The organism is Leifsonia sp. RCC_180 (genome assembly GCF_058138205.1).
This window is the reverse complement of the sequence record NZ_CP200340.1, coordinates 2,215,513-2,238,803: the sequence shown is the minus strand read 5'-3', so window position 1 is coordinate 2,238,803 and position 23,291 is coordinate 2,215,513. Positions and strand designations below refer to the sequence as shown.

Here is a 23,291-nt window from a genome sequence, read left to right as displayed (position 1 = left end):
GCCCCTGACGTGCGCCCGCACCGGGTGTTGCGTGGAAGCACACGAACGGAGGTCAATGGATGTCTTTCCCTGAACAACAACAGCAACCGCCCGGAAGCACCGAGGCTATGGAACCGCGGCCCGACCACGGCGAGGAGAGCTACCGGGGCAGCGGCAAGCTGACCGGCAAGGTCGCACTCATCACCGGCGCCGACAGCGGCATCGGCAAGGCGGTCGCCATCGCCTACGCCCGTGAGGGCGCCGACGTCGCGATCTCGTACCTGAACGAGGACGAGGACGCGGAGGACACCGCGAAGTGGGTGCGGGAGGCGGGCCGCACGGCACTCCTGCTGCCCGGCGACGTCTCCGACCCGCAGCACTGCCGCGACATCGTCGCGAAGACCGTCGAGGAGCTCGGTGGCATCGACGTACTGGTCAACAACGCCGCCTTCCAGATGAACCATGAGTCGCTGGATGAGATCCCCGACGAGGAGTGGGACCACACGATCGCGACCAACCTCTCCGCGTTCTTCCACCTCGCGAAGGCGTCGGTGCCGCACATGAAGCCGGGCGCCAGCATCATCGGCTCGTCGTCGGTCAACTCCGACATGCCCTCCCCGACGCTCCTGCCGTACGCAGCGACGAAGGCGGCCATCGCCAACATGACGGCGTCGCTCGCGCAGCTGCTCGGTGAGAAGGGCATCCGCGCCAACAGCGTGGCGCCCGGACCGATCTGGACGCCGCTCATCCCCTCCACCATGCCGGAGGAGAAGGTGAGCCAGTTCGGCAGCGACACCCCGCTCGGCCGCGCCGGGCAGCCGGCGGAACTGGCGCCGGTCTACGTGCTCCTCGCCTCCGACGAGGGGTCGTACATCTCTGGCGCGCGGGTCGCGGTCACGGGAGGCCGGCCCATCCTGTAGCCACAGATACCGCACACGAAACGACGGCGCCGGTGGAACTCCACCGGCGCCGTCGTCGTGTCGTAGGACGGGTCAGACCGTCTCGCCGCGGTCCACCTCGCCGCGCCAGGCGCCGGTCTCGGTGCCCTGCGACTCGATGAACTTCTTGAAGTTCTCGAGGTCCTTCTTCACCGCGTGGTCGTCGAGACCGAACACGGAGCCGATCTTCTCGAGCGCGTCGGACGGCGCCCACTCCAGCTGGACGGTCACCTTCGTCTCGGCGTCGGAGAGCCGGTGGAACGTGACGACGCCCGCGTGCTCGGTGTCGCCGGCCACGGACTTCCACGCCACGCGCTCGTCCGGGAGCTGCTCGGTGATGACGGTGTCGAACTGACGCTCCGCGCCGCCGATCTTGACGCGCCAGTGGTTCGTGGTGTCATCCACCTGGGTGATCTCCTCGACCTCGTCGAGGAAGTGGGGGAACGACTCGAACTGGGTCCACTGGTTGTACGCCGTCGACACCGGGACGTTCACGTCGATGGACTGGGTCACTGCAGCCATTGCTGCTCCTTTCGCTGTCTTCTCGTTTCCGCGCCGACGGTAGGCCGGGCGGCGGGCGGGCTATAGGGCCTGGATTTCTCAGGTGGATCGTGCGACGGGATGCGGTCCTCAGACCGACTGCGGAGGCCCGACCGGCCAGCGCAGCAGCGCGGCCGCGGGGGCGTCGTCCGGCAGCTCTCCGGGGGAGACGACCATGACGCGAGCGTCCGTCAGGACGGCCGCTCGTGCGATCGCGACGGACGCCGGCACGATCCCGAGCTCGCCCGCACCGTAGTCCTGCTCGGGGGCGGATGCGATCCACGGCTGGGCGTCCAGGGCGATGGCCTTGCGCTCCTCGTCGTGGGTGCGCTCCGCCTCCCGCGGGACCGTCACCAGCACGGTGTCCGCCTGGCTCTGGCCGAGAGCGTCGACCACCTCGCCGATGCCGAAGGCTTCGCTGCGGCCCTCTCCCTCGGAGCGCGTGAAGACGCGCTCGAGAGCCGCCGTCTCGTCCTCCGCGGCGACGCGGGCCACGGCCTCCTCGAAGCGCCGGAACAGCTCCTGCTGATCGTCGCCCTGCGTCGCCTCCAGCTGCTCGGTGAAGAGCACATCCTTCGCGGCCTGAGGCAGTTCTTCCGTGAGCAGTTCGACGGCCCGCAGATCGCCCGCGACCATGATCAGCCGGGGCCGGAAGCGCTCGACCAGCTCGCCGATGCGCTCCGCGACCGCCCGCTCGTTCTCGCGCCAGGTGTCCTCGACGTAGTGCTGGTAGCGCAGCTGGGCCCAGCCACCGGAGGGGACCTTGTGCACGATGCCGTGGGAGGTGCCGTCCACGCGCTCGGGCTCGTCGGTCTGCTGCGCTTCCTCGCCGATGGCGGGGGCGTCCGCCTCGTGCTGGAGGTCGGGGCGCCGGTGCCAGATCGTCGCCCCGTCGCGCGCGGCCTCCACGAGCAGTGCGTCGAAGCCGAAGGCGTCGCGCGCGAGCAGGGGGAGCGGGTCGATGACAGGCGCATGCCACGCCCAGCCGTCACGCGGGATGGCGCCGATCATCACCTCGTCGACCTCCACCTGACCGCCGCGCACGGCGATGAACCGGGCGCTGGGGCTGGGGGTGCGGTAGTCCGTCAGGAGCGCGCCTTCGACGGCGTCGATGTCCGCACGTGGAGCGCCCTGCTCCTCCAGGGACTGCAGGAGTGAGCGGTGGCGCAGGTCGACCGTTCGCTGCGGGTCGTGCATGTCGCGCGAAATGTCGGCGAGCACGGTCGTCCAGGGGCCGGGCTCGGCCAGCAGACCGCCCAGAATGTCGCGGGTGCTCATCGGCTCTCCTCCGCGTCCGTGGATCCGTCTGTGGATCCGTCCGTCGGTCCGTCCGTCGGCGTCTCCGTCGTGTAGGCGATCGTGTCGGGGCCGGCGGCTGCCGGATCGGCTGCGCCCTCCGCATCCACCACTCCGTCGGCCGCCGGGGACTCGACCCCGTCGATCCCCGAGGCGGTGACCACTTCCGGGTCGTCCGTGTCGTCGGGCATCGGCTCGGTCTGCCGCCACTCCTCGACATGGCTCGGGCCGTGCCCCTGCACGAAGGATTGCGCTTCGTGCTTCAGCTCTTCATCCTGGACCGGCCCGTGCTTGGTGTTTCCGCGTTCGGCCATGAGAACTCCTTCCGCGTCGTCGGCTCCAAAAGCCGGGAACGTCACAGAAAGAACCACCGCACCGAACCGCCTGCAAGGTCTTGCCACAAGGCCAGATGGGGGTAGGCGTGGTCTCATCCGCCCGGAATGGAAGGAGAAGGACATGGCCGACCGGCCCATCCAGATCGACGTGCAGAAGTACCTGAGCGGGGTCGACTACCCCGCAGGCAAGGCCGACCTCGTCGGCACAGCGCAGGCCCAAGGCGCCCCGAAGGAGGTCATCGACGCGCTCGAAGGACTGCCCGACCGGCAGTTCGAGAGCCCGGTGCAGGTCACCGAGGGCATCAGCGGCAGCTGAGCAGAGACGGCCCGGCGCTCAGCCCCAGCGCCGGGCCGACCAGCGCTCGAACAGGCCGAGCAGGGAGTCCGTGATGATCCCCAGGATGGCCAGCAGGATGATCGCCAGGAACAGACGATCCGTGCGGCCGTTGTTCTGCGAATCGGTGAGAAGGTAGCCGAGCCCCATCGAAGAGGCGATCAACTCGGCCGCAACCAGGAACAGCCACGCCTGAGCCATCGCCAGCCGCAGCCCGGAAATCACCGACGGAAGCACCGCCGGCAGCTGGACGGTGGTGAACAGCCGGACGCCGTTCAGCCCGAACGCGCGGCCCGCCTCCACCAGCTGCCGGTCGACGTGCTTGAGCGCCGCCGAAACGGTCGTATAGACGGGGAAGAACGCGCCGATCGTGATGAGGATGATCTTGGAGTCCTCGCCGATCTTGAACCACAGGATCAGCAGCGGCACCCACGCGAGCGACGGCACGGCGCGGATCGCGGCGAGGGTCGGACTGAACAGCACGTCGGACCACCGCGACAGTCCCACCATGGCTCCGAGCAGCAGGCCGAGACCTGCCCCGCACGCGAACCCGATCAGGACGCGCTGCGTCGAGATCGCGACGTATTGACCGAGCAGGCCCCGCTGCGCGAGGTCGATCGCGGCCTCCCACACCATCGCGGGCGAGGGGAGCTGCGACGACGTGAACGCACCGGAGGTCGACGCCAACTGCCACACCACGAGGACGATGACCGGGATGAGGAAGCCTCCCGCGATCTTCACCCCGCGGCGCGCGACGAACGGCGTGCGGACGTTCGCCGTGACGACGGCCTCCGATGCGCTCTGAACGGTCATCTGCCCGTCAGCCTCCGATGGCGCTCGGGTCGGCCTTCTTCGCGAAGGTCGGGTCGAGCAGCGTGTCGAGCGCCTTGTCGATGTCGGACTGCGACTTCACGTCGTTCGACTGGACGAAGATCGGGCCGACCTTCTTCAGCACCGTGAGCTGCGCCTTGCCGGGGATGTTCGACACGTCCAGGTTGGTGCGCTCGGTGATCACGGTGGTGGCGACCGCGGGGTCGATGCCGGCGACATCCGAGAGGATCTTCGCGGTCTCGTCCTTGTGCTTCAGCGACCAGGCGCGGGCGTACTCGTAGGTGTTGACGACGGTCTGGGCCACATCCGGCTTGGAGTCGAGGAACGACTCGGTCGCGTTCAGGAAGCCGTAGGTGTTGAACTTCACGTTGCGGTAGATGAGCTTCGCGCCGGACTTCTCGGCGTTCGCCATGATCGGGTCGAGGCCGCTCCACGCATCCACCGAGCCGTTCTGCAGCGCGGCCCAGCCGTCGGCGTGCTGCAGGTTCTGGATGGTGACATCGCTCGCCGAGAGACCGTTGGCCTCCAGCGACTGCAGCAGGAAGAAGTACGGGTCGGTGCCCTTCGTTGCGGCGATCTGCTTGCCCTTGAGGTCCTTCACCGAGGTGATGGAGGATTTCGGGCCGACCACGATCGCCGACCACTCGGGCTGCGAGTAGATGTCGATCGTCTTGATCTCGGAGCCGTTCGAGCGCGCGAGCAGCGCCGCGGAGCCGGCGGTCGAGCCGACGTCGATGGCGCCGGAGCGGAGTGCTTCGTTGGCCTTGTTGGAGCCGGCGGACTGCACCCAGTTGACGGTGATGTCCTGCTTCTTCAGCGCCTTCTCGAGCCAGCCCTCCTTCTTGATGACGAGGCTCAGCGGGTTGTAGGTCGCGAAGTCGATGTTGAGCGTGCCGCCCTTCGTGACTCCCGCGCTGTTGGTCGCGCCGGCGGCGGAACCCTCGCCGGCAACGCAGCCGGTCAGCAGCAGGCCGGCGGCAGCGACGATGCCTGCGGCGGCGGTCAGGACGGTGGATCTGCGGCGCATGGGTGGCCTCTTTCGGGGTGTGGGTGCGGTGCTGTGGGCGGTGCTGTGTGGTGCGGTCAGTATGGGAAAGCCGCGACTGCTGGGGCATGCCGGTCGTCGTGGGCGCGGCCGTGGCGGTCGATGCCGAGGCCGTCGAGCAGCTCTGCGCGCAACTCGGCCAGCTCGGCGGACCCGCGGTCGCGCGGGCGGTCGCCCGGCACGGTCGTGACGCTGACGATGGTCGACCCCGCACGGCCTGGCTCGCCGCCCAGCAGAACGATGCGGTCGGCGAGCTGCAGCGCCTCATCCACGTCGTGGGTGACCAGCAGGATGGTGGTGGGCGCTGCGGCGTGGATGTCGAGCAGGAGGTCCTGCATCCGCATCCGGGTGAGCGCGTCGAGGGCGCCGAACGGCTCGTCCAGCAGCAGGACGCCCGGGTTGCGGGCGAGCGCCCGGGCCAGCGAGGTGCGCTGGGCCATCCCACCGGAGACCTCGCGGGGTCTGAGGGTGGCGGATGCGGTGAGCCCGACCAGCTCCAGAAGCTGTGCGACCCGCTCCCGTCCGGCCGTCCGGTCGAGGCCGCGCGGGAGGCCCAGGGCGACGTTGTCCTCGAGGGACCGCCAGGGAAGCAGCCGCGGCTCCTGGAAACCGACGGCGCAGCGCGCATCCACCCCGGCCACGGCTGTCCCGTTGATGAGGGCGGTTCCCCCGGTCGGGGCGTCGAGACCGCCGGCGATGCGCAGCAGCGTGGACTTGCCGCAGCCGCTCGGGCCGAGGATCGCGACCACCTCACCGGTGCGCACGCGGAGGGACACGTCTCGCAGCACCGGGCGTAGTTCGGGGGCGGCCGACCCGCGACCGCCACGCCGGTTCGGCGTCGCGAAGGTTCGCGTGACGCCCGAGAACTCGACGGGGAAGGCGGCGGACGAGGCAGTCATGGTGCTCCGACGCTACCGACGGCGGACGGGGCCCCGCTGGCCCGCTGAAACGCGACGTAACGAAAGTTGTCCGGGCGCATCCCGAGGGTGATCAGAAAGTGGCGCCCGGGACCCCGGAGATGACGAGGGCCGCGCCGCCCGCCCAGACGCCGATGGCCAGCAGGATGCCGACGATCGGCACCCAGAAGCTGATGCGGCGGAGGACCAGCAGCACGATCGCGACGATGACGGCCACCAGCGTGACGGCCGCCGGGCCGAGGAGGGCCACGAAGAAGCCGATGCTCATTCGGCCGGTGTCACAGGCGGTCGCGCCGCCGCAGGGATCGCTCGCGAACACCAGGAAGAACGCGGCGAACGTGAGCACTCCCGCGACGACGACCGCGACGACCTGGAGGACGATCGACGTCACCAGGTCCCACACGATGACCGATCGGCGTGGTGTGCGCGGTGGCGCCGGAGAGGCGGCAGGTGGGATGGCGGTCATCGTCGTGCGCGCGTCAGCCGAAGATCATCGGGCGGTCGTCGTCGTCTTCCGCGGCGGTGGCGACGGGAGCGAGCTCGACAAGGACCGGGACATGGTCGCTGGGCGCCGCGCCCTTTCGCTCGTTGCGGTGGATGCTCGCGCCGACCACCCGATCGGCGAACGCGCGGGAGCCCAGGATGAAGTCGATCCGCAGGCCCTCGTTGCGGGGGAAGCGCAGCTGCTTGTAGTCCCAGTAGGTGAAGCCGTCGGGGACGATCGGGCGGACGACGTCTGTCAGCCCCGCCTTCTCGAACGCGGCGAACGCGGTGCGCTCGGGCGGCGAGATGTGCGTGGACAACCCGGGAACGAGAGCCGGATCGCCCACATCGGAGTCGAGCGGAGCCACGTTCCAGTCGCCCATCAGCGCCAGCTGGAGGTTCGGGTCGTCGGCGAGCCAGCGCTCCGTGTCGGCGGCCAAGGCGGCCAGCCAGTCGAGCTTGTAGACGTAGTGCGGGTCGGCGAGCGCCCGCCCGTTCGGCACGTAGAGGCTCCACAGCCGCACGCTCTCCACGGTCGCGCCGATGGCGCGAGCCTCCTTGGGCAGGTCAGGGCCGTCATGGTCCTTCAGGAAGCCCGGCATGTCGGGGAAGCCGATCGTGACGTCCTCGATCGGGAGCCTGCTGGCGATCGCGACGCCGTTCCACTGGTTGAGGCCGTGGAGTACGACCTCGTACCCGGCCTCCTCGAACGCCGCATAGGGGAACTGTTCGGGCTTGCACTTGATCTCCTGCATGGCGAGGACGTCGACATCCTCACGCACCATCCAGTCGACCACCCGGCCCACACGGGTGCGGATCGAGTTCACATTCCAGGTGGCGACGCGCATGCCTCGATCGTATCGGCCGCCGCCGACGTCGCCCCGGCCCCCCGGGACCGGCGCGAGCGCGTGGAGAGCGGACAACCTGTGGAGAACTCCCGGACGAAATGGCGTTCCCCTCTAGAATCGGGGATGTGACCGACGCACGACAGCAGCTCATCGACTACATCGCCGCCGAGGCCGTTTTCCACGGCGACTTCACGCTGACGAGCGGCAAGAAGGCGACCTACTACGTCGACCTCCGCAAGGTGAGCCTCGACCACCGCGTCGCGCCACTGATCGGGCAGGTCATGATCGACCTCATCCGCGACATCCCGGACGTCGTCGCCGTCGGCGGGATGACGATGGGCGCCGACCCCGTGGCCGCCGCCATCCTGCACCAGGGCGCGGCGCAGGGCGTCTCCTACGACGCCTTCGTCGTCCGCAAGGAGCCGAAGGACCACGGTCGCGGCAAGCAGGTCGAGGGGCCGGACCTCGAAGGCAAGCGCGTGATCGTCCTGGAAGACACCTCCACCACAGGCGGTTCGCCGCTCAAGGCTGTGGAAGCGCTGAAGAAGGTCGGAGCCGAGATCGCCGCCGTGGCCGTCGTCGTCGACCGTGACACGGGCGCCCGGGAGGTCATCGAAGGCGCCGGCTACCCGTACTACGCCGCCATCGGCCTGAAGGATCTGGGGCTGGCCTAGTGTCCGACGAGCGCGGGCGGCGTGAGGAGGATGGGGGACCTCCGCGAGACCCGGACGAGTCGCAGCCGGACGAGCCGGAGTTCGGCAGCGCCGACTGGCTGTTCCAGCAGCTGTCGGGGGAGCGGGCACAGGATGCGGAAGACGAGGCCGAGGCCGAGGCCGAGGCGCACGTGGACGCCGACGCCGACCCGGAGCCTGCGCCCTTCGACGAGTTGCTCGGCCGCCCCACGCAGGAGACGGTCCGTGAGGAAGAACCTCCCGCGGAATTCCCGGTCGCTTTCAACTGGAACCTGACGCCGGGTGCAGGCGGGGACCCGCTGGTCGAGTCCGAGCCGGAGGCTGACGGTGAGTCTGAGCCCGCGACGGAGGCAGCCCTCCCCGTTACGCGGCCGGTCGAGGATACGCCTGCGCTATTCGAGCCGGTCGTTCCCGAGGAGCCCGAGCCCGAGCCCGACGATGCCGAGCCGTTCGCGCCGCCCGTGCGACGCTCCAACTACATCGAGCCGGTGACGGGGCCCGCCTCCACGGTTCCCACGCTGGAACCCATCTCACCCGCCGAGCCCGCTGAGCCCACTGAGCCCACTGAGCCTGCCGAGCCCACCGAGCCCATTGCGGCCGGCTCATGGATCATCGAACCCGCGCAGCCCGCGCCTGCCGCGCCCGAGGAGCCTCGGAGCATCTTTGACGCGCCCGCGCCGGACGAAGACCTGGAATCCGGCGACGACGGGGATGAGAGCCACGGTCTGGCGGCCCTCCTGGGATTCGGCGGTCCCACGACGGATGAGCCGTCGGGCCGCTCGGTGATCGGAGACACGACGAGCGTCATCCCGCTCGCCCCGGAGTTCCGGATGCCGGAAGCGACCCCGCCGCCGCCAGCGGAGCCGCCGAGCGCGGAGCCGCCGAGCGTTCTCCCCTCCGAGCCCGACATCCCGGCGGCCGAGGCGGAGGTCGCGCTGGGCGGCATCCCCTCGCCGGCGACCAGCCCGATCGACGCCGAGAGCATCGCTGCCGCTTCAGAGCCGGATGGGCTGGCTCGGCTGTTCGGGGAGGTGGCCGAAGAGCCAGATCGCGACGACACGTCGGCTGGCGACGGCCTGGGTGAGCCCGAGCTCGCGGCGGAGCCGGTACCCGAGCCCGAGCCCGAGGCCGAGCCCGAACCGGCGGCTGAGGCCGAAGGACCGCAGCTCGTGGCCACGACGCCGTTCACGGTGCTGCCCGCGGACGTGCACGCCGCTCGCGCCGCTCACGACGTCGACACGACCTCCACCTCCACTACCGCCAGCACCGCCTCCGCCTCCACCAGCGCGGAGGGTTCCGCCACCGCGCCGCCCATACCTCCGTCGACCCCGGGCCTCTGGGGGTCGCGCAACAACCGCATCCTCTTCACCGTCGTCGCCGCCCTGGCCGTCGTTCTCGTGCTGATCGGCCTCTTCGCCCTCGGAACGCGCATCCCCTCCTGGTTCGGCGCAGCGAAACCCGCTGCACAGCCGGCCGCGTCTGCCTCAGCGAGCGCCAAGTCCACGCCGAGCCCGACGCCGACCCCCGCCCCGACCGTCACACCCAAGCCGGCCGCTGCTGTCGGCGCGGGCACGCATCCGTGGGACAGTCTCGGTGGAGGGGAGTGCATCCAGCCCTTCACGTCCGTGTGGGCCGAGGACTTCACCGTCGTCGACTGCGCCACTCCGCACACGGCACAGCTGGTCTACACGAACCTGCTCTCCGCCGACCCCGCCGCCCCGTATCCGGGAGCGGACTCCCTCGCGCAGCAGGTCCCCGGCCTCTGCACCGCGGGCGGCGTGGTCGATCTGGGGGCGGCCGGCGCCTACCCGGACGTGCAGGTGACCGGCTCGTTCCCGGCGACGGAGCAGCAGTGGAAGGACGGCCAGCGGTCGTACTACTGCTTCGCGTCGCGGGTCAGCGGGCAGCCGCTCACGTCGTCGGTCGCCGGTCCGGGTCCGGCGTAACCAGCGTAGCCAGACCGCGGATCAGGCGTCCCCGGCGGAGCCCAGCTCCCTCGCATACCGCGCAAGGGCTCCGGGCGGATTGAGTCGCCGGGCGGACTCCAGGACCCCCGTCACGCTGTCCCGCCCCGGCAGCGTCACATTCACGACGACGGCCTCACGGGCCGCCCCGACGCCGAAGAATCCCTCGGCGTCCAGGTCGGCCAGCGCACCGATCATCGCTTCGAGCAACTCTTCGTTGACCGCCCGCGGGCGATCGTACGGGCTCCCGAACGCGTCGAAGAGCGGTTCCAGCCGGGCGAAGAGCTCGTCGCCGTACAGGTCGTACGGCGAGTCGTTCACCGACCACCGGAGGGTGTCCTCCACCACGGCGAGGCCCTCGGCTCGCGCCGCTTCCACCGCCTGACGCAACCCTTCGTACGAACACGCGGTCGGAACCGGCCGGTGCGCGAGCGGGGTCGTCCACAGCCCGAAGTAGTAGAACGTCTCCGCCGGCCGCTCCTCACGCAGGGAGGACCAGGCCTCCCGCGCGGCATCCCGGAGGGCCGAGCGGATGCGCGCGATGTCGTCCACCATGTCCCCCGGCGCCGCGGCGCGCGTCAGAGCTCGGTCTCGAACGGGTCGCGGACGACCAGCTCGTCGACGCCGCGCAGCACCTCGTCCGGCCGGAATGGGTACCGCTCGATCTCCGCAGGGTCGCTGATGCCGGTGAGGACGAGGATGGTGTGCAGCCCCGCCTCGATGCCGGCGACGACGTCGGTGTCCATCCGGTCGCCGATCATGGCCGTGTTCTCGGAGTGGGCGCCGATCCGGTTCATCGCCGAGCGGAACATCATCGGGTTCGGCTTGCCGACGACGTACGGGTCGCGGCCGGTGGCCTTCGTGATCATCGCGGTGACTGCGCCGGTCGCGGGCAGCGGACCCTCGGCGCTCGGGCCGGTGGCGTCGGGGTTGGTGGAGATGAACCGCGCGCCCTTGCCGATGAGCCGGATGGCCTTCGTGATCGCATCGAACGAGTAGCTGCGGGTCTCGCCGACGACCACGTAGTCCGGGTTGGTGTCGGTCATGATGAAGCCCGCCTCGTGCAGTGCGGTCGTGAGCCCCGCCTCGCCGATGACGTACGCGGTGCCGCCGGGCATCTGCGACTTGAGGAAGTCGGCGGTGGCGAGGGCGGAGGTCCAGATCGATTCCTCCGGCACATCGAGCCCGGAGGTGCGCAGGCGCGCCGCGAGGTCGCGCGGCGTGAAGATCGAGTTGTTGGTCAGCACAAGGAACGGAGTCCCCTGGTCGCGCCACTGCTGGATCAGTTCGGACGAACCGGGCAGCGCCTGGTTCTCGTGCACGAGGACGCCGTCCATGTCGGTGAGCCAGCATTCGATCTCGTCGCGACGCGTCACGTGGACCCCTTTCACCAGGAAGCGGATGCGTCCAGCTTAGGGGCCGTCCTCACGACGCAGTGAGGCGACGGGCGCCGGTGGATACGCTGAACGAGTGGATGAGACCCCGAACCCGACACACGAGCTGACGACGTACGGCGTGGGGCCGTGGCCGGGGGAATGGCCGGACGACCCCCGGTACGACCAGGAGCTGCTCCGGCACGGCGACACCCGCAACGTGGTCGACCGTTACCGCTACTGGACTATGGAGGCGATCGTCGCCGATCTCGACCAGCATCGCCACCCGTTCCATGTCGCCATCGAGAACTGGCAGCACGACATGAACATCGGCTCGATCGTGCGCAGCGCCAACGCGTTCGCGGCCGATACCGTCCACATCATCGGCCGGCGGCGCTGGAACAAGCGCGGCGCCATGGTGACCGACCGCTACCAGCACGTGGTGCACCACGACGACGTCGACGGCTTCGTCGCGTGGGCGCGCAGCGAGAAGCTGCCGGTGATCGCCGTCGACAACGTGCCCGGGTCCGTGCGCCTGGAGACCTTCGCGCTGCCTCTCCACTGCGTGCTGCTGTTCGGGCAGGAGGGGCCAGGGCTGTCGGAGCGGGCGCTGGAGGCGGCGGATGCGGTCGTCGAGATCTCGCAGTTCGGCTCGACCCGGTCGATCAACGCCTCAGCTGCGGCGGCGATCGCCATGCACGCGTGGGTGCGCCGGCACGTGCAGTTCTCCTAGCGGGATGCTCTGGCGCGCTACCGGTTGATGCGCCGCCAGACGAGTTTCAGCGCCGACCAGTCCGTGTCGAGCGCGGCGACCTTGACGTCGACGAGTCCGCGCGCGAGCGCGGAGTCGCGGATGAAGTTCTCGTCGATGTCGCTGACGTGCCCTCCGGCCTTGCGCGGCCAGGACACCCACAGCATCCCGTCGGGCCGGATGTCCGCGCCGAGCGCGTCGAGTTCGTCCAGGATCTCGCCGGCGCTCCGGTAGAACGCGAGGATGAGCCCCCGCGCGCCTTCGTCGGCCCAGACGACCGCCGGGCCGTCCTCCAGGGGGATGCGCCAGCCCTGATCGGCGTGGAGCACCGTCGCCCGCATCCCCGGCTTCAGGCCGAGCTTTTTCCACAGCGGGGTGCCCGAGTATCCGGCCATGCCGGACGACCCGGCTGCGGACGGCGTCATTCGCGCCACCCGGAATCGTCGGCGATGCGCTGGATCGCCTCGGGGTCCAGGTCGTAGACGAGCTCGCCGTCGTCCGGGGCCGGAGCGGTCACGAAGTGTGCCCGCATTGGTCCGTCCTCCGGCAGCTGAATCCATGCGAACCCCGCCCCGCGGACGGCCCGCTCGTGCGGCGCGGGCCACAGCACGTCGGTCGTGTTCGCGACGGCCGGTGCGACGACGACCGGGATGCCCGCAGGTCCCGCCTCCGTCACGAGGCCGTGGTGGTAGTGCCCGGCCAGGATGAGGCGCACATCCACATCCCCGTCGCTGCACACGTCGAGGAGCGGCTGCGGGTCGACCAGCCGCAGCGGCTCGAACAGCACGGTCGTCGGACTGACCGGCGGGTGGTGGAGGACCACGACGGTGCCGCGCTCGGACGGCGTCGCCAGCAGGTCGCGCAGCCGGTCGAGCTGGCTCTCGTCGACGTGCCCGTAGCCCGCGTGCGGCACGCTCGTGTCGACCGTGACGATGCGGAACCCGCGGACGGTCGTCTCGGTCTCGCGCGCGCCGAGCACCTCTTCGAAAGCGTCGGGCAGGTCGTGGTTGCCCATCGCGTAGACCAGCGCGGCGCCGCGCTCGGCCGCCCACGGTTCGAGTGTGGCCGCGAGCTTGCGGTACGACTCGGCGGTCCCGTCGTCCGACAGGTCGCCTGAGACGGCGACGAGGTCGACGCGGGGCAGCGAGCCCGCGCGGGCAAGGACCCGGTCGAGTGCGGCCAGCGTGTCCACGATCCCGTACTGCAGCCGGCCGTCTCCGTACAGGTGCGTGTCGGAGAGGTGCAGGATGCGCAGCGTTTCGGTCACGCCGCCACCCTAGCGCCGGCCACCGTCGCTCACTCCGTGTCGAGCGCCTCGATGATGGCGTCCACCGCGGTGATGAGGTTGTGCAGCGCCTGCCGTTCGATGGAGTCCTCTGACAGCTTCTGGATGTCGTAGCTCGCGGCGCTCGCCGCCTGGCGCGCCTGCGCGAGCGCCGCCTGCACTTCGAGATCGGCCATGGTCGTCCTCCTGAGAGTCGGGTGCTGGTGGCGTCACCCTAGCGCCGGTGGCGGCCCGCCCACCAGGGGTGCGCTGCGGCTACCCGATGAGCGACGGACGCAGGTCGCGCAAGGTGCGGAAGTGGGTCATCCGCGTGACGCCGATCGCCGAGATCAGCAGAGCGATGAGCATCCACAGGGCGAGCACCCCCGCGTCCGCCCAGGCCGTCGCCGGGTTGCCGCCGTACATCAGCTGACGGATGCCGTCCACCGCGTACGACATCGGCAGCGCGTGGTGCAGCGCGGCGAGCGGACCGGGCAGCGTCTGCCAGGGGAACGTGCCGCCTGCGGTCACCAGTTGCAGCACCATCAGCACCAGACCGAGGAACTGCCCGACGCTGCCCAGCCACACGTTCAGCGCAAGGATGATGGCCGCGAAGGTGATGGAGGCGAGCCCCATCAGCCCGTACATCCCGAGCGGATTGTCGATCCTGAACCCGAGCGCGCCCGCCACGATCGCGAACAGGCCGATCATCTGGATCGCGCCCAGGAGGCCGGGCGTGAGCCAGCCCGCGAGGGTGATCTTCACGGGCGAGTGCAGTGCTGTGATGGCCCGGCGGGAGACCGGCTTGACGATGAGGAACAGGGCGTAGATGCCGATCCAGGCCGCCAGCGACACGAAGAACGGAGCGAGGCCCGCGCCGTAGGTGCCGGCGGAGGTGATCGAGTCGTTCTTGAGGTTCACCGGGTCGGCGATGGTCGACGCCTGCTTGCTCTGCAGGCTGGGGGAGTTGTCCGGGATGCGGTCGACGCCCTCCTTCAGCCCGTCGCGCAGCTGGGCGGTGCCGTCGTGCAGGGTGGTGAGCCCGTCGCGCAGTTGCGCCGCGCCGGTCGCCGCCGTGGAGGCGCCGGACGCGAGCTGGGACGCTCCCGCCGCGGCCTGCTGGGAGCCGGCGGCGACCTGCGACGCGCCGCCCGCCACCTGGTCCGCGCCCGCGGAGAGCTGGTTGATCTGACCGACGGCGCCCTGGATCTGGCTGTTGCCGGACTGCACCTTCGTGTCGAGGTCTCCGAGCACCGTCTTCACCTCGGCGAGCTGGGCTTCGGTGGCTCCGGCCGCGGCCAGCCGATTCAGAAGGTCCTGCTGTGCCGCGGGTGCGGCGGCGGCGATCTGGGCTGCTGCGGCCCCCGCTTCGTCCGCCTTGGCGGCGAGCTGTTGATTGCCCGCGGCGACCTGCGCTGCGCCGTCGCTGACCTGCTGGGCGCCGGAGGCCAGCTCGCCGAGCTTGCCGGAGAGCTCTTGCGAGCCGGACGCGAGCTGCGATGTCCCGTCCGCCAGCTGTGCCGCTCCCGACTGCGCGGTGGCGCTGCCGTCGACCAGCTTGTTCGCACCGTCCACCGCGGTGACCAGGTTGGAGCGGATGTCCGCGAGGCCGATCAGGAACTGCTTCGCGGCCTGCTCGTTCACCTGCTTGACGATCGACGTGCGGATCTTCTCCGCGGCCTGCGTGCCGATGGTCGAGGCGAGGTAGCTGTTGGTGTCGTTGGTCGTCAGGGTGACGACGGCACGGTGCGGGCTCGTGCCGGACGCCGACGCGAGGGCCGACGAGAAGTCCTTCGGGAACGTGATGCTGAAGTCGTACTTCGAGTCGTCCACCCCGCTCGCCGCCGAGCTCTTCTGCACGCGGTGCCACTGGAACGAGCCGTCCTCGATGAGCTGGTCGGCGACGTCATCCCCGTAGTTCACGGTCTTCCCGTCGACGGTCGTGCCGGTGTCGTCGACGACGATGGCCGCCGGGATGCGGTCGAGGTTCGCGTACGGGTTCTGGTTCGCCCACAGGTAGAGGCCGCCATACAGCACGGGGACGCACATCAGGGCGACGAGCGCCACGATGGACATGGGGTTCGCCGTGAGGCGGCGGAACTCCGCCGCGATCATCTGCGGGATCTTCACACACCCTCCTCGAGGGGCTCGGTCACGATCAGGTCCGGGAGCTCGTCTGTGTCGTCCCGGCCGGGGTCTTCGTCGAAAGTGTCTGGCCCGGTCTCGCCGAAGCGTTCGACCAGGGACGCGGCCGCGATGGCCGCAGCGGAGGCGTCGCCGGCGATGACCAGCACGGCCTTCTCGCGCCCGGCGACCTCGCGGGCGAACCGCCACAAGTCGACCGGGTCGCCGCCGTGCCGGTCGGGCGAGACGATGACCAGCGCATCCACGCCCTTCCGGAGGAGCGCGAGCTCGGCGAGGAGGCGGATGCGGACGGTCGGCGGCACGGTGCCGATGGAGTATCGCGCCCACTCGGAGGCGCCGAGGTCGCGCAGGCAGCGGTTGACCGCGACGGGATGCGACGGGCGGCCCGCGAACATCAGTTCTTCTGCGACGATCCCGGCGACCGTGACGTCGGGAGCGGGCTCGGAGACGTCCGGCGCGTCGATGAGGGCGATCCGGCGGCGCATAGCCGCGTAGTCGGTCGCGCCGTCGATCGTGACGGTGCCGGCGTCGGGACGCATCCGCCCGGAGGCGATCAGCCCGAGCACGGTGGGTCGCTGCTCCGTCTCGGCGCGGGCGAGGGAGGCGCGGCCGGTCTCCAAGCTCGCGGAGGTGGGCGGCAGGGCGGCGCTCTTCGGCCCCTTGGCGACCTTCTGCAGTTCGACCTTCATCGGGCCTGTCCTCCGGTCTCGTCGGTGTGCCCCGCCGCTCGGAACGCCAGTTCGGGGCTGGAGGCGATCAGCTCGCCCGCCTCGCGCCAGCCCATCCCGGCAGCGCTGAGCCCGGCGAGCATGACCAGTCGGTGGCCGGCTTCGGGGCTGAGTCGCGCGCGCGAGGCCTCGTCGAGCACCGACACGGCGGCGTTCTCGATGAGGCGGGTGACGGTCTCGCGGTCGAGGTCGGTGCGGATGCGGCCGGACTCCCTGCCGCGGCGCACGGTCTCGCGCAGCCGCTCGCGCGCCGGGTCGAGCGCGGTGCCGACCATCTCGCGGTGCGGCCCGCGGACGGCGAGCGCCGCGCTCACCCGCACATGCTCGACTTCGGCCCACAGCGTGGCGCCGAACAGGGCGATCTCGACCAGGGGGTCGGGATGCGACACCGGGTCGAGCAGGACGGCGAGGCGCCGGGCGCCGCGCGTGAAGACTTCGACGAGCAGTTCGTCTCGCGTGGCGAAGTGCCCGTAGACCGCGCGGCGACTCAGTCCTGCGCGTGCGGCGATGCTCTCGAGGGACGCGTCGATGTCCACGTTCAGGGCGACGGCGGCGGCCTGGAGGATGGCCTCGCGGTTGGCGGTCGCGTCGCGCCGAGGAGCGCGTGTTGTCGGGGTGGGCATGACTTCATCGTACGCTTCTTGCACACTCGTGTGCAAGTTAGTGGAGGCCGTCACGCCTCCCTCAAGCCGGTGCGGTGCGGCCCGTCGCGATCTCCCTCAGCGGGACGTTCCGTCGCGCGGCCACGGCGGCGAAGGTCAGCGCGAGGCCGCCGACAGCCCAGACGAGGAGCAGGCCGGCCGCGCCCCACGCGGCCGGCGCATCCCCCACAGCGGCCGACCGCACCAGCTGCAGGGCGGGCGCGGTCGGCAGCACTCCGGCGAGTCCGGAAAGCGCCGGCGGGACGGTCGACGAGAACCCGGCGACCAGGGCGATGAGCCCGATGGCGAGTGCGATCAGCCGCCCGACGCCACCGAACGCCGCCGCCAGAGCCTGATTGAGGATGCCGAACACGGCCCCGACGAACGCAGCGGCCAGTGCGAACCCGAGCCAGAGGTCGGGGCGGAGTCCGAGAGCGAACTGCGCGGCGCCCGCGACGATCACGCCCTGCCCGGCCCCGATCAGCGCGACGATTCCCGCCGACCTGAGTGCGATCCCCACGGAGGGCGCGGTCGTCATCAGGAGTCGCGACGGTACGGCCCGGCGAGCGAGTGCGGTGATCAGCCCGCCCAGCCACAGCGCGAGCACCACGAACAGCGGTAGCGACGCGATGCCCGCGGACGGCGGCTTCTGCTGGGTCAGCACCGGCTGGGCGGCCACCGCCGAGAGTGTGGTGATGTCGCTGTCCGAATAGGTGGGGATCGATCCGGCCGCCTGCTGCAGCCCCGACGAGAGCTGGGCAGCGCCCGACGCCGTCTGCGCGGCGCCGGACGCGGCGGCGGCGGCTCCGTCGCTCACCTGCGCGGCCCCGGCGGCGGTCTGCGCTGCGCCCGCGGCCACCTGCGTGGCGCCCGAAGCCGAGGCGTCGATGCCGTCGACGATCTGCGGGGTCGCCGCGGCGAGGGCCGCGTTGCCGGCGGAGAGCTGATCCGTCGCGCCCGCCAGAGCGGCGGCATTCCCGTTAGCGGTCTGCAGGCGGGCGAGCGCCGCGTTGGCCCGGGAGCACAGCGCGGCCGGCCCTGTCGCGCAGAGTTCGGCCACCACTTGCGTGAACTGCGTCGTCGCGTCCGCTACCCCGGCTGCGGCCTGGTCGGCGACCGAGGCGAGGGCGGCCGACCCTGCGGCGAGGTCGGCGGTCTGGCTCGGAAGCGACTGCGTGCCTGAACTCAGGACGTCCAGTCCGGAAGACAGGGACTGCGCTCCTGCAGACAGGGCTTGCGCTCCTGAATTCAGGGAGGCCGCGCCGGTCGCGAGCGTCTGCGTCCCGCTGGCGAGCGACGTCGCGCCGGAGGACAGGCTCTCGGCGCCGGTCGCCGCCTGCCCGATCTGCTGGTCGATCGTGTTGAAGCCCGCGTAGACGTTCTGCAGGTACTGGACGGTCAGCTGCCGGTCGAGGGAGGCGGTGGCCGCCTCGGTGACGGCCGCGGTGAGCGCGGGGTCGATCAGCGAGGCGGCGGGGCTCGTGCGCACCGTGACCGTCGCGTGCTCGGCGCTCGCCGCCGGACCGCCGATGGAGGTCGCGTCGGCGGAGAACGAGGCCGGGATGGTGAGCACGGCAGCGTACGCTCCGGTGGCGAGTCCGCTGGTCGCGTCGTCGTCGTTGGTGAGCACCCAGGTGAAGTTGGAGGAGCCGTTCGCCGGCGGCGCCTCAGCTGCGGTTGAGGAGGAGCCGGAGGAATCCGTCACCGAGATCGAACCGCCCGAGATCAGCGCGCCCGCGAACTGCCGCCCGAGCGGGACGGTCTTCCCGTTGACCGTGACCGGTGTGTCGTCGTTGACCACGGCGGCCGTCACGCGGTCCAGGTGCTGGCCGGGCGCGAGCAGCCCCCAGCTGAGCGCTGCCGTCACAAGCAGGGGCGCCAGAGCGAGTCCGGCGAGGGTCAGCGCGCGCGTCCTCTCGCTCCCGGTGTGGGCGTCGAAGGGCGTGTGGGTCATGGGATGCGCTCCCGTTCGTTCGGTTCGTCCAGCGGTTCCGGGTCTGCCGAGAGCAGGTCGGCAACGGCGGCCTTCCTGCTCGCCCCGAGCACGACGGCGACCCTGTCGAGCAGCGCCCCCTGAAGCAGTGCGGCGAGCCGTTCCCGCTCCTCGCCGGTGACCGTCTGCGCCCCGTCGACGACGAGGACGGCGGGCGGCCCGCGGAGCGCGACCCGCACCGCGTCCGCGGCGTCCGTGGTGCGGTCGAGGAGCGCGACCCCGACCCGCCCTCGCACGTCGGCGCGCCGCGCAGGAAGGAGAAGACCCGCGACCTTGAGGCGCCCGGCCGCGAGGGGGATGCGCCCAGCGATCGCCAGGCACAGTGCCGTGTGCTCGCGGTCGGCGACGATCAGCGCCTCGCCCGGCATGAGGAGCGCATCCAGTGGCCCGGAGCCACCGGCGCGGACGCCCTCGGCGGCGACGGCGAACGCCTCGTCGGGCACGGGCCAGTCCGCGGCCTCCAGCTCGGAGCGCAGCCCCTCGCCCTCGATGTCGAAGTGCGGCAGAGCGCGGTCCAGCCAGCGCGGCATCCACCATGCCGCCGCGCCGAACAACACCAGAACAGCGGGGATGAGGGTCATGCGCACGACGAAGGCGTCGATCGCGACGCCCACCGCGAGGCCCAGGGCGATTGGCTGGATGGAGGCGTCGCCCTCGGGGATGAAGGCCGCGAACACGGCGAACATGATGATCGCCGCCGCCGTCACGACACGGGCGGACCCGACGAAGCCGTTGTGGATGGCATCGCGCGGAGCATCGCCGAGGATGTGGCGCTCGCGCATCCTGCTGGCCAGAAACACCTCGTAGTCCATGGCCAGGCCGAACAGCACGCCCATCAGGATGATCGGCATGAAGCTGATGATCGAGCCGAGGTGGGCGACGTGGAGGGGGCCGGCGAGGAACCCGCTCATGAAAACCAGGCTCGTGATGCCGAACGCGGCCCCGATGCTCAGCAGGTAGCCGAGCGCCGCGGTGACCGGCACGACGATCGAACGGAACACCATCGCGAGCAGTACGAGCGACAGGCCGACCACGAGCAGGGCGAACGGGAGGAGCGCGCCGGCCAGCCGCGCGGAGATGTCGATGCCCGCGGCGGTGTAGCCGGTCACCGAGAGGTCGATGCCGTACTCGCGCTCGAAGTGGTCGTGCATCGAGCGCAGGGTCGCCACGAGCTCCTGCGTGCGTTCGGAGTCCGGTGCGCCGTCCGGGATAACCTGCACGATCCCGGTGTCGCCGTCCGGGTTGGGCGTCGCCAACGGCACCGCCGCCACGCCCGGCACGGACTTCAACTCGTCCGCCACGTCGGTGATGAGCCCGACGGGGTCACTGCTGCCGATGACAGAGCCGGTGACGACGAGCGGCCCGTTGTATCCCGGACCGAAGTGCTCCGCCACCAGGTCGTAGGTGATGCGGGCCGGCTCGTCCTCGCCGAGAGATCCGGCGTCCGGAAGGGAGAGCCGGAGTTGGGCGGCGGGGAGCGCGAGGGCGCCCAGTCCCGCGATGACCACGACGATGGTGAGGACCGGGATGCGCGTCACCAGACGCACCCAGCCGCGGGCGATGGGATGCTCGGAACGGGGCCGCCGTGGCGCGCGCGGGGGACGCCGGCGGTGGCGGGACGGGGAGGCGGGGGTCGCGTCGGGCGCGGGGGTCGCCGCCGCCGCCGGCCCCGCCGCCGCCGGCCCCGCCGCCCCCCGCCGGAACCGCTTCGCCACGATCCGCACCCCCGCGAACCCGAGCAGCGCGGGCGTCAGCGTGAGCGCGACGAGCACTGCGACGGCGACCGCCAGCGCCGCCGCCACGCCCATCGTGGTCAGGAACGGGATGCGCGCCACGGCCAGCCCGAGCAGCGCGATGATGACGGTCACCGCCGCGAACACCACCGCCGAGCCCGCGGTGGCGGTCGAGCGGGCGGCGGACTCCTCCGCATCCAGCCCCTCCTTCACCTGCTCTTGATGCCTGGAGATGATGAAGAGGGCGTAGTCGATCCCGACCGCCAGCCCGAGCATCAGCGCGAGCAGCGGGGTGGTGGAGGCGACCGTGAGCCAGTGGGTCGAGATGAAGATCGCCGACAACGACAGGGCTGCGCCGAGGACCGCGGTGAGCAGCGGCATCCCGGCGGCCACGAACGAGACGAACGTCAGCACCAGCACCACGAAGGCGACCGCGAGACCCAGCAGCTCGGTCACGCTGATGCCCGCGACGGACGAGGAGAACACCTGCCCGCCGACGGCCACCTGCGACCCCGGCGGAAGCGACTTCTCCAGCGACGAACCCGCCGCCTGCAGTGCCGCGCTCGTGCTCGGGAGCACCTGCGTCGTCGGCACCGACAGCTGGATGGGCACCAGCACCGCGGAGGCATCGGCGCTGACGTTCCCCGTCGACGGTCCGGAGTACGGGGACGAAGCCGCCGTGACCTGCGGAATGGCTGCCAGCTCGGTGACCGTGTGCTCCACGGCGGACTCGAATCCGGCGTCCTCGACGCTCCCGCCCTTCGGTGCGACGGCGACCAGCTGCGCCGACGCCCCGCTGACCTGCGGGAACGTGCGAGCCAGGGCGTCCAGCGCGTTCTGCGACTCCGTGCCGGGGATCGTGAACGTGTTGTCCGTGCCATGGCTCAGCAGGCCCGCCGAGACGATCAGCAGGGCCAGCAGGATGAGCCAGCCCGCTACCACCCGCCGGCGCGCGCGGTACGCGTACCGACCCAGGCGGTACAGCAGGGACGACATCGCGCTCAATGTAGGACCGCACCGGGCCCCGCGACAATAGCGGGTGTCCGGCCGAAAATGGCCGTCACGATAGGATCGAGTGCGACGGTCGTCCGCGTGGCGCCGACGCGTTCCATCCATCGAGAGGACTCCAACGTGCCCGCGATCGTGATCATCGGCGCCCAGTGGGGCGACGAAGGCAAAGGCAAGGCGACCGACGTCCTGGGTAGCCGTATCGACTACGTCGTCAAGTTCAACGGCGGCAACAACGCAGGCCACACGGTCGTCATCGGCGACGAGAAGTACGCCCTGCACCTGCTGCCGTCCGGCATCCTCACCGAGGGCGTCACGCCGGTCATCGCGAACGGCGTGGTCGTCGATATCGAGGTGCTCTTCGAAGAGCTGGATGCGCTCATCGCGCGCGGCGTCGACGTCTCACGTCTCAAGGTCAGCTCGAACGCGCACGTCATCACCTCGTACCACCGCACCATCGACAAGGTCACCGAGCGCTTCCTCGGCAAGCGCCAGATCGGCACCACCGGCCGTGGCATCGGCCCGACGTACGCCGACAAGATCAACCGCGTCGGCATCCGCATCCAGGACCTCTTCGACGAGAACATCCTGCGCCAGAAGGTCGAGGGCGCCCTCGACCAGAAGAACCACCTGCTGGTGAAGGTCTACAACCGCCGGGCGATCACGGTCGACGAGGTCGTGGAGCAGCTGCTCGAGTACGCCGAGCGCCTGCGGCCGATGGTGGTCGACAGCTCGCTGCTGCTCAATACGGCCCTGGAGGACGGCAAGTACGTGCTGTTCGAGGGTGGTCAGGCGACCATGCTGGATGTGGACCACGGCACCTACCCGTTCGTGACGTCCTCCAACTCCACGGCCGGCGGCGCCGCGACCGGCTCCGGCATCGGGCCGAACCGCATCGACCGCGTGATCGGCATCGTGAAGGCCTACACGACGCGCGTCGGCGCCGGCCCGTTCCCGACCGAGCTGTTCGACGAGTGGGGCGAGTTCCTGCGCGAGCGCGGCTTCGAGTTCGGCACCACGACCGGCCGTCCGCGCCGCACCGGCTGGTACGACTCGCCGGTCGCCCGCTACACCGCCCGCGTGAACGGCGTGACCGACTTCGTGCTTACGAAGCTCGACACACTGACCGGCATCGAGCGCATCCCCGTGGCCGTCGCCTACGACGTCGACGGCGTGCGCCACGATGAGGTTCCGGCGTCGCAGAGCGACTTCCACCACGCGACGCCGATCTACGAGGAGTTCCCCGGCTGGACCGAGGACATCAGCGGCGCCCGCACCTTCGAGGACCTCCCGCAGAACGCGCAGGATTACGTGCTCGCTCTGGAGCGACTCTCCGGCGCCCGCATCTCGGCGATCGGCGTCGGCCCTGCCCGCGACCAGATCATCGTCCGCCACGACCTGATCGACTGATCCGAGCCCATCCAGTTGTCGCGACACGCCGTCACGCCGCCGG

General features: G+C 70.7%; 24 protein-coding genes. 6 read left to right on the top strand and 18 right to left on the bottom strand.

Annotated elements, in window-relative coordinates:
• Positions 1-107 precede the first annotated feature (107 nt).
• Positions 108-899: an SDR family oxidoreductase gene (locus tag AB7E03_RS11050; protein ID WP_489941457.1), complete on the top strand. Its 792-nt coding sequence runs from the start codon at positions 108-110 to the stop codon at positions 897-899.
• Between the two features lie 72 nt (positions 900-971).
• On the opposite strand, the gene AB7E03_RS11045 is transcribed toward AB7E03_RS11050, so the two are convergent.
• The 3 genes from AB7E03_RS11045 to AB7E03_RS11035 all read right to left on the bottom strand — a co-directional run bounded on the left by AB7E03_RS11045 (position 972) and on the right by AB7E03_RS11035 (position 3,067).
• Complete coding sequence (locus AB7E03_RS11045; RefSeq protein WP_310131811.1) at positions 972-1,439, bottom strand: SRPBCC family protein; 468 nt, start codon at positions 1,437-1,439, stop codon at positions 972-974.
• Positions 1,440-1,547: 108 nt separating this feature from the next.
• Positions 1,548-2,735 carry a baeRF2 domain-containing protein gene (locus AB7E03_RS11040; RefSeq protein WP_489941456.1) on the bottom strand — a complete coding sequence of 396 codons (1,188 nt, stop codon included), beginning with the start codon at positions 2,733-2,735 and terminating at the stop codon, positions 1,548-1,550.
• The gene (locus tag AB7E03_RS11035) at positions 2,732-3,067 is read right to left on the bottom strand and encodes a hypothetical protein (protein ID WP_489941455.1); all 336 of its coding nucleotides are present in this window, start codon (positions 3,065-3,067) and stop codon (positions 2,732-2,734) included. The genes AB7E03_RS11040 and AB7E03_RS11035 overlap by 4 nt, the downstream gene beginning before the upstream one ends.
• Positions 3,068-3,209: 142 nt before the next feature.
• Here AB7E03_RS11035 and AB7E03_RS11030 point away from each other — a divergent pair, with 142 nt between their 5' ends.
• Positions 3,210-3,404: a DUF2795 domain-containing protein gene (locus tag AB7E03_RS11030; RefSeq protein ID WP_489941454.1), complete on the top strand. Its 195-nt coding sequence runs from the start codon at positions 3,210-3,212 to the stop codon at positions 3,402-3,404.
• Between the two features lie 18 nt (positions 3,405-3,422).
• Here the strand turns inward: AB7E03_RS11030 and AB7E03_RS11025 are convergent, their stop codons facing one another.
• From AB7E03_RS11025 to AB7E03_RS11005, 5 genes are all read right to left on the bottom strand, one after another.
• Positions 3,423-4,235, bottom strand: coding sequence for an ABC transporter permease (locus tag AB7E03_RS11025; RefSeq protein ID WP_489941453.1), 813 nt, complete (start codon positions 4,233-4,235; stop codon positions 3,423-3,425).
• Between the two features lie 7 nt (positions 4,236-4,242).
• A complete protein-coding gene (locus AB7E03_RS11020; protein WP_489941452.1) occupies positions 4,243-5,280 on the bottom strand; it encodes an aliphatic sulfonate ABC transporter substrate-binding protein in 1,038 nt (345 codons plus the stop codon).
• A gap of 56 nt (positions 5,281-5,336) precedes the next feature.
• Positions 5,337-6,197 (bottom strand): ABC transporter ATP-binding protein, encoded by an 861-nt coding sequence (locus AB7E03_RS11015; protein WP_489941451.1) that lies wholly within the window; start codon positions 6,195-6,197, stop codon positions 5,337-5,339.
• Positions 6,198-6,288: 91 nt separating this feature from the next.
• On the bottom strand, positions 6,289-6,606 hold the full coding sequence (locus AB7E03_RS11010; RefSeq protein ID WP_489941450.1) for a hypothetical protein: 318 nt from the start codon (positions 6,604-6,606) through the stop codon (positions 6,289-6,291).
• Between the two features lie 88 nt (positions 6,607-6,694).
• Positions 6,695-7,546 (bottom strand): exodeoxyribonuclease III, encoded by an 852-nt coding sequence (locus tag AB7E03_RS11005; RefSeq protein WP_489941449.1) that lies wholly within the window; start codon positions 7,544-7,546, stop codon positions 6,695-6,697.
• A 125-nt stretch (positions 7,547-7,671) separates the two neighbouring features.
• Between AB7E03_RS11005 and pyrE the strand changes: the two genes are divergently transcribed.
• Both pyrE and AB7E03_RS10995 read left to right on the top strand, forming a co-directional pair.
• The gene (gene pyrE / locus AB7E03_RS11000) at positions 7,672-8,220 is read left to right on the top strand and encodes an orotate phosphoribosyltransferase (RefSeq protein WP_489941448.1); all 549 of its coding nucleotides are present in this window, start codon (positions 7,672-7,674) and stop codon (positions 8,218-8,220) included.
• The gene (locus AB7E03_RS10995; RefSeq protein ID WP_489941447.1) at positions 8,220-10,184 is read left to right on the top strand and encodes a hypothetical protein; all 1,965 of its coding nucleotides are present in this window, start codon (positions 8,220-8,222) and stop codon (positions 10,182-10,184) included. Before pyrE ends, AB7E03_RS10995 begins: the two co-directional genes overlap by 1 nt.
• 21 nt (positions 10,185-10,205) lie before the next feature.
• Here the strand turns inward: AB7E03_RS10995 and AB7E03_RS10990 are convergent, their stop codons facing one another.
• Together AB7E03_RS10990 and AB7E03_RS10985 are read right to left on the bottom strand one after the other, a co-directional pair.
• Positions 10,206-10,757 (bottom strand): DUF4303 domain-containing protein, encoded by a 552-nt coding sequence (locus tag AB7E03_RS10990; RefSeq protein ID WP_489941446.1) that lies wholly within the window; start codon positions 10,755-10,757, stop codon positions 10,206-10,208.
• Positions 10,758-10,780: 23 nt separating this feature from the next.
• The gene (locus AB7E03_RS10985) at positions 10,781-11,578 is read right to left on the bottom strand and encodes an HAD-IIA family hydrolase (protein WP_489941445.1); all 798 of its coding nucleotides are present in this window, start codon (positions 11,576-11,578) and stop codon (positions 10,781-10,783) included.
• Positions 11,579-11,672: 94 nt separating this feature from the next.
• Between AB7E03_RS10985 and AB7E03_RS10980 the strand changes: the two genes are divergently transcribed.
• On the top strand, positions 11,673-12,308 hold the full coding sequence (locus AB7E03_RS10980) for a TrmH family RNA methyltransferase (RefSeq protein WP_489941444.1): 636 nt from the start codon (positions 11,673-11,675) through the stop codon (positions 12,306-12,308).
• A 17-nt stretch (positions 12,309-12,325) separates the two neighbouring features.
• Here the strand turns inward: AB7E03_RS10980 and AB7E03_RS10975 are convergent, their stop codons facing one another.
• From AB7E03_RS10975 to AB7E03_RS10940, 8 genes are all read right to left on the bottom strand, one after another.
• A complete protein-coding gene (locus AB7E03_RS10975; protein WP_489941443.1) occupies positions 12,326-12,751 on the bottom strand; it encodes a DUF3052 family protein in 426 nt (141 codons plus the stop codon).
• On the bottom strand, positions 12,748-13,593 hold the full coding sequence (locus AB7E03_RS10970) for a metallophosphoesterase family protein (RefSeq protein ID WP_489941442.1): 846 nt from the start codon (positions 13,591-13,593) through the stop codon (positions 12,748-12,750). The genes AB7E03_RS10975 and AB7E03_RS10970 overlap by 4 nt, the downstream gene beginning before the upstream one ends.
• 29 nt (positions 13,594-13,622) lie before the next feature.
• Positions 13,623-13,787: a hypothetical protein gene (locus AB7E03_RS10965; RefSeq protein ID WP_489941441.1), complete on the bottom strand. Its 165-nt coding sequence runs from the start codon at positions 13,785-13,787 to the stop codon at positions 13,623-13,625.
• Between the two features lie 79 nt (positions 13,788-13,866).
• A complete protein-coding gene (locus AB7E03_RS10960; RefSeq protein WP_489941440.1) occupies positions 13,867-15,720 on the bottom strand; it encodes a YhgE/Pip family protein in 1,854 nt (617 codons plus the stop codon).
• On the bottom strand, positions 15,717-16,424 hold the full coding sequence (locus AB7E03_RS10955; RefSeq protein ID WP_489941439.1) for a hypothetical protein: 708 nt from the start codon (positions 16,422-16,424) through the stop codon (positions 15,717-15,719). Before AB7E03_RS10955 ends, AB7E03_RS10960 begins: the two co-directional genes overlap by 4 nt.
• Positions 16,421-17,086: a TetR/AcrR family transcriptional regulator gene (locus AB7E03_RS10950; protein ID WP_489941438.1), complete on the bottom strand. Its 666-nt coding sequence runs from the start codon at positions 17,084-17,086 to the stop codon at positions 16,421-16,423. Before AB7E03_RS10950 ends, AB7E03_RS10955 begins: the two co-directional genes overlap by 4 nt.
• A gap of 61 nt (positions 17,087-17,147) precedes the next feature.
• On the bottom strand, positions 17,148-19,058 hold the full coding sequence (locus tag AB7E03_RS10945; protein WP_489941437.1) for a YhgE/Pip domain-containing protein: 1,911 nt from the start codon (positions 19,056-19,058) through the stop codon (positions 17,148-17,150).
• A complete protein-coding gene (locus AB7E03_RS10940; RefSeq protein WP_489941436.1) occupies positions 19,055-21,826 on the bottom strand; it encodes an MMPL family transporter in 2,772 nt (923 codons plus the stop codon). Before AB7E03_RS10940 ends, AB7E03_RS10945 begins: the two co-directional genes overlap by 4 nt.
• Positions 21,827-21,961: 135 nt before the next feature.
• Between AB7E03_RS10940 and AB7E03_RS10935 the strand changes: the two genes are divergently transcribed.
• Positions 21,962-23,248 (top strand): adenylosuccinate synthase, encoded by a 1,287-nt coding sequence (locus AB7E03_RS10935; protein ID WP_489941435.1) that lies wholly within the window; start codon positions 21,962-21,964, stop codon positions 23,246-23,248.
• The last annotated feature ends 43 nt before the right edge of the window (positions 23,249-23,291 follow it).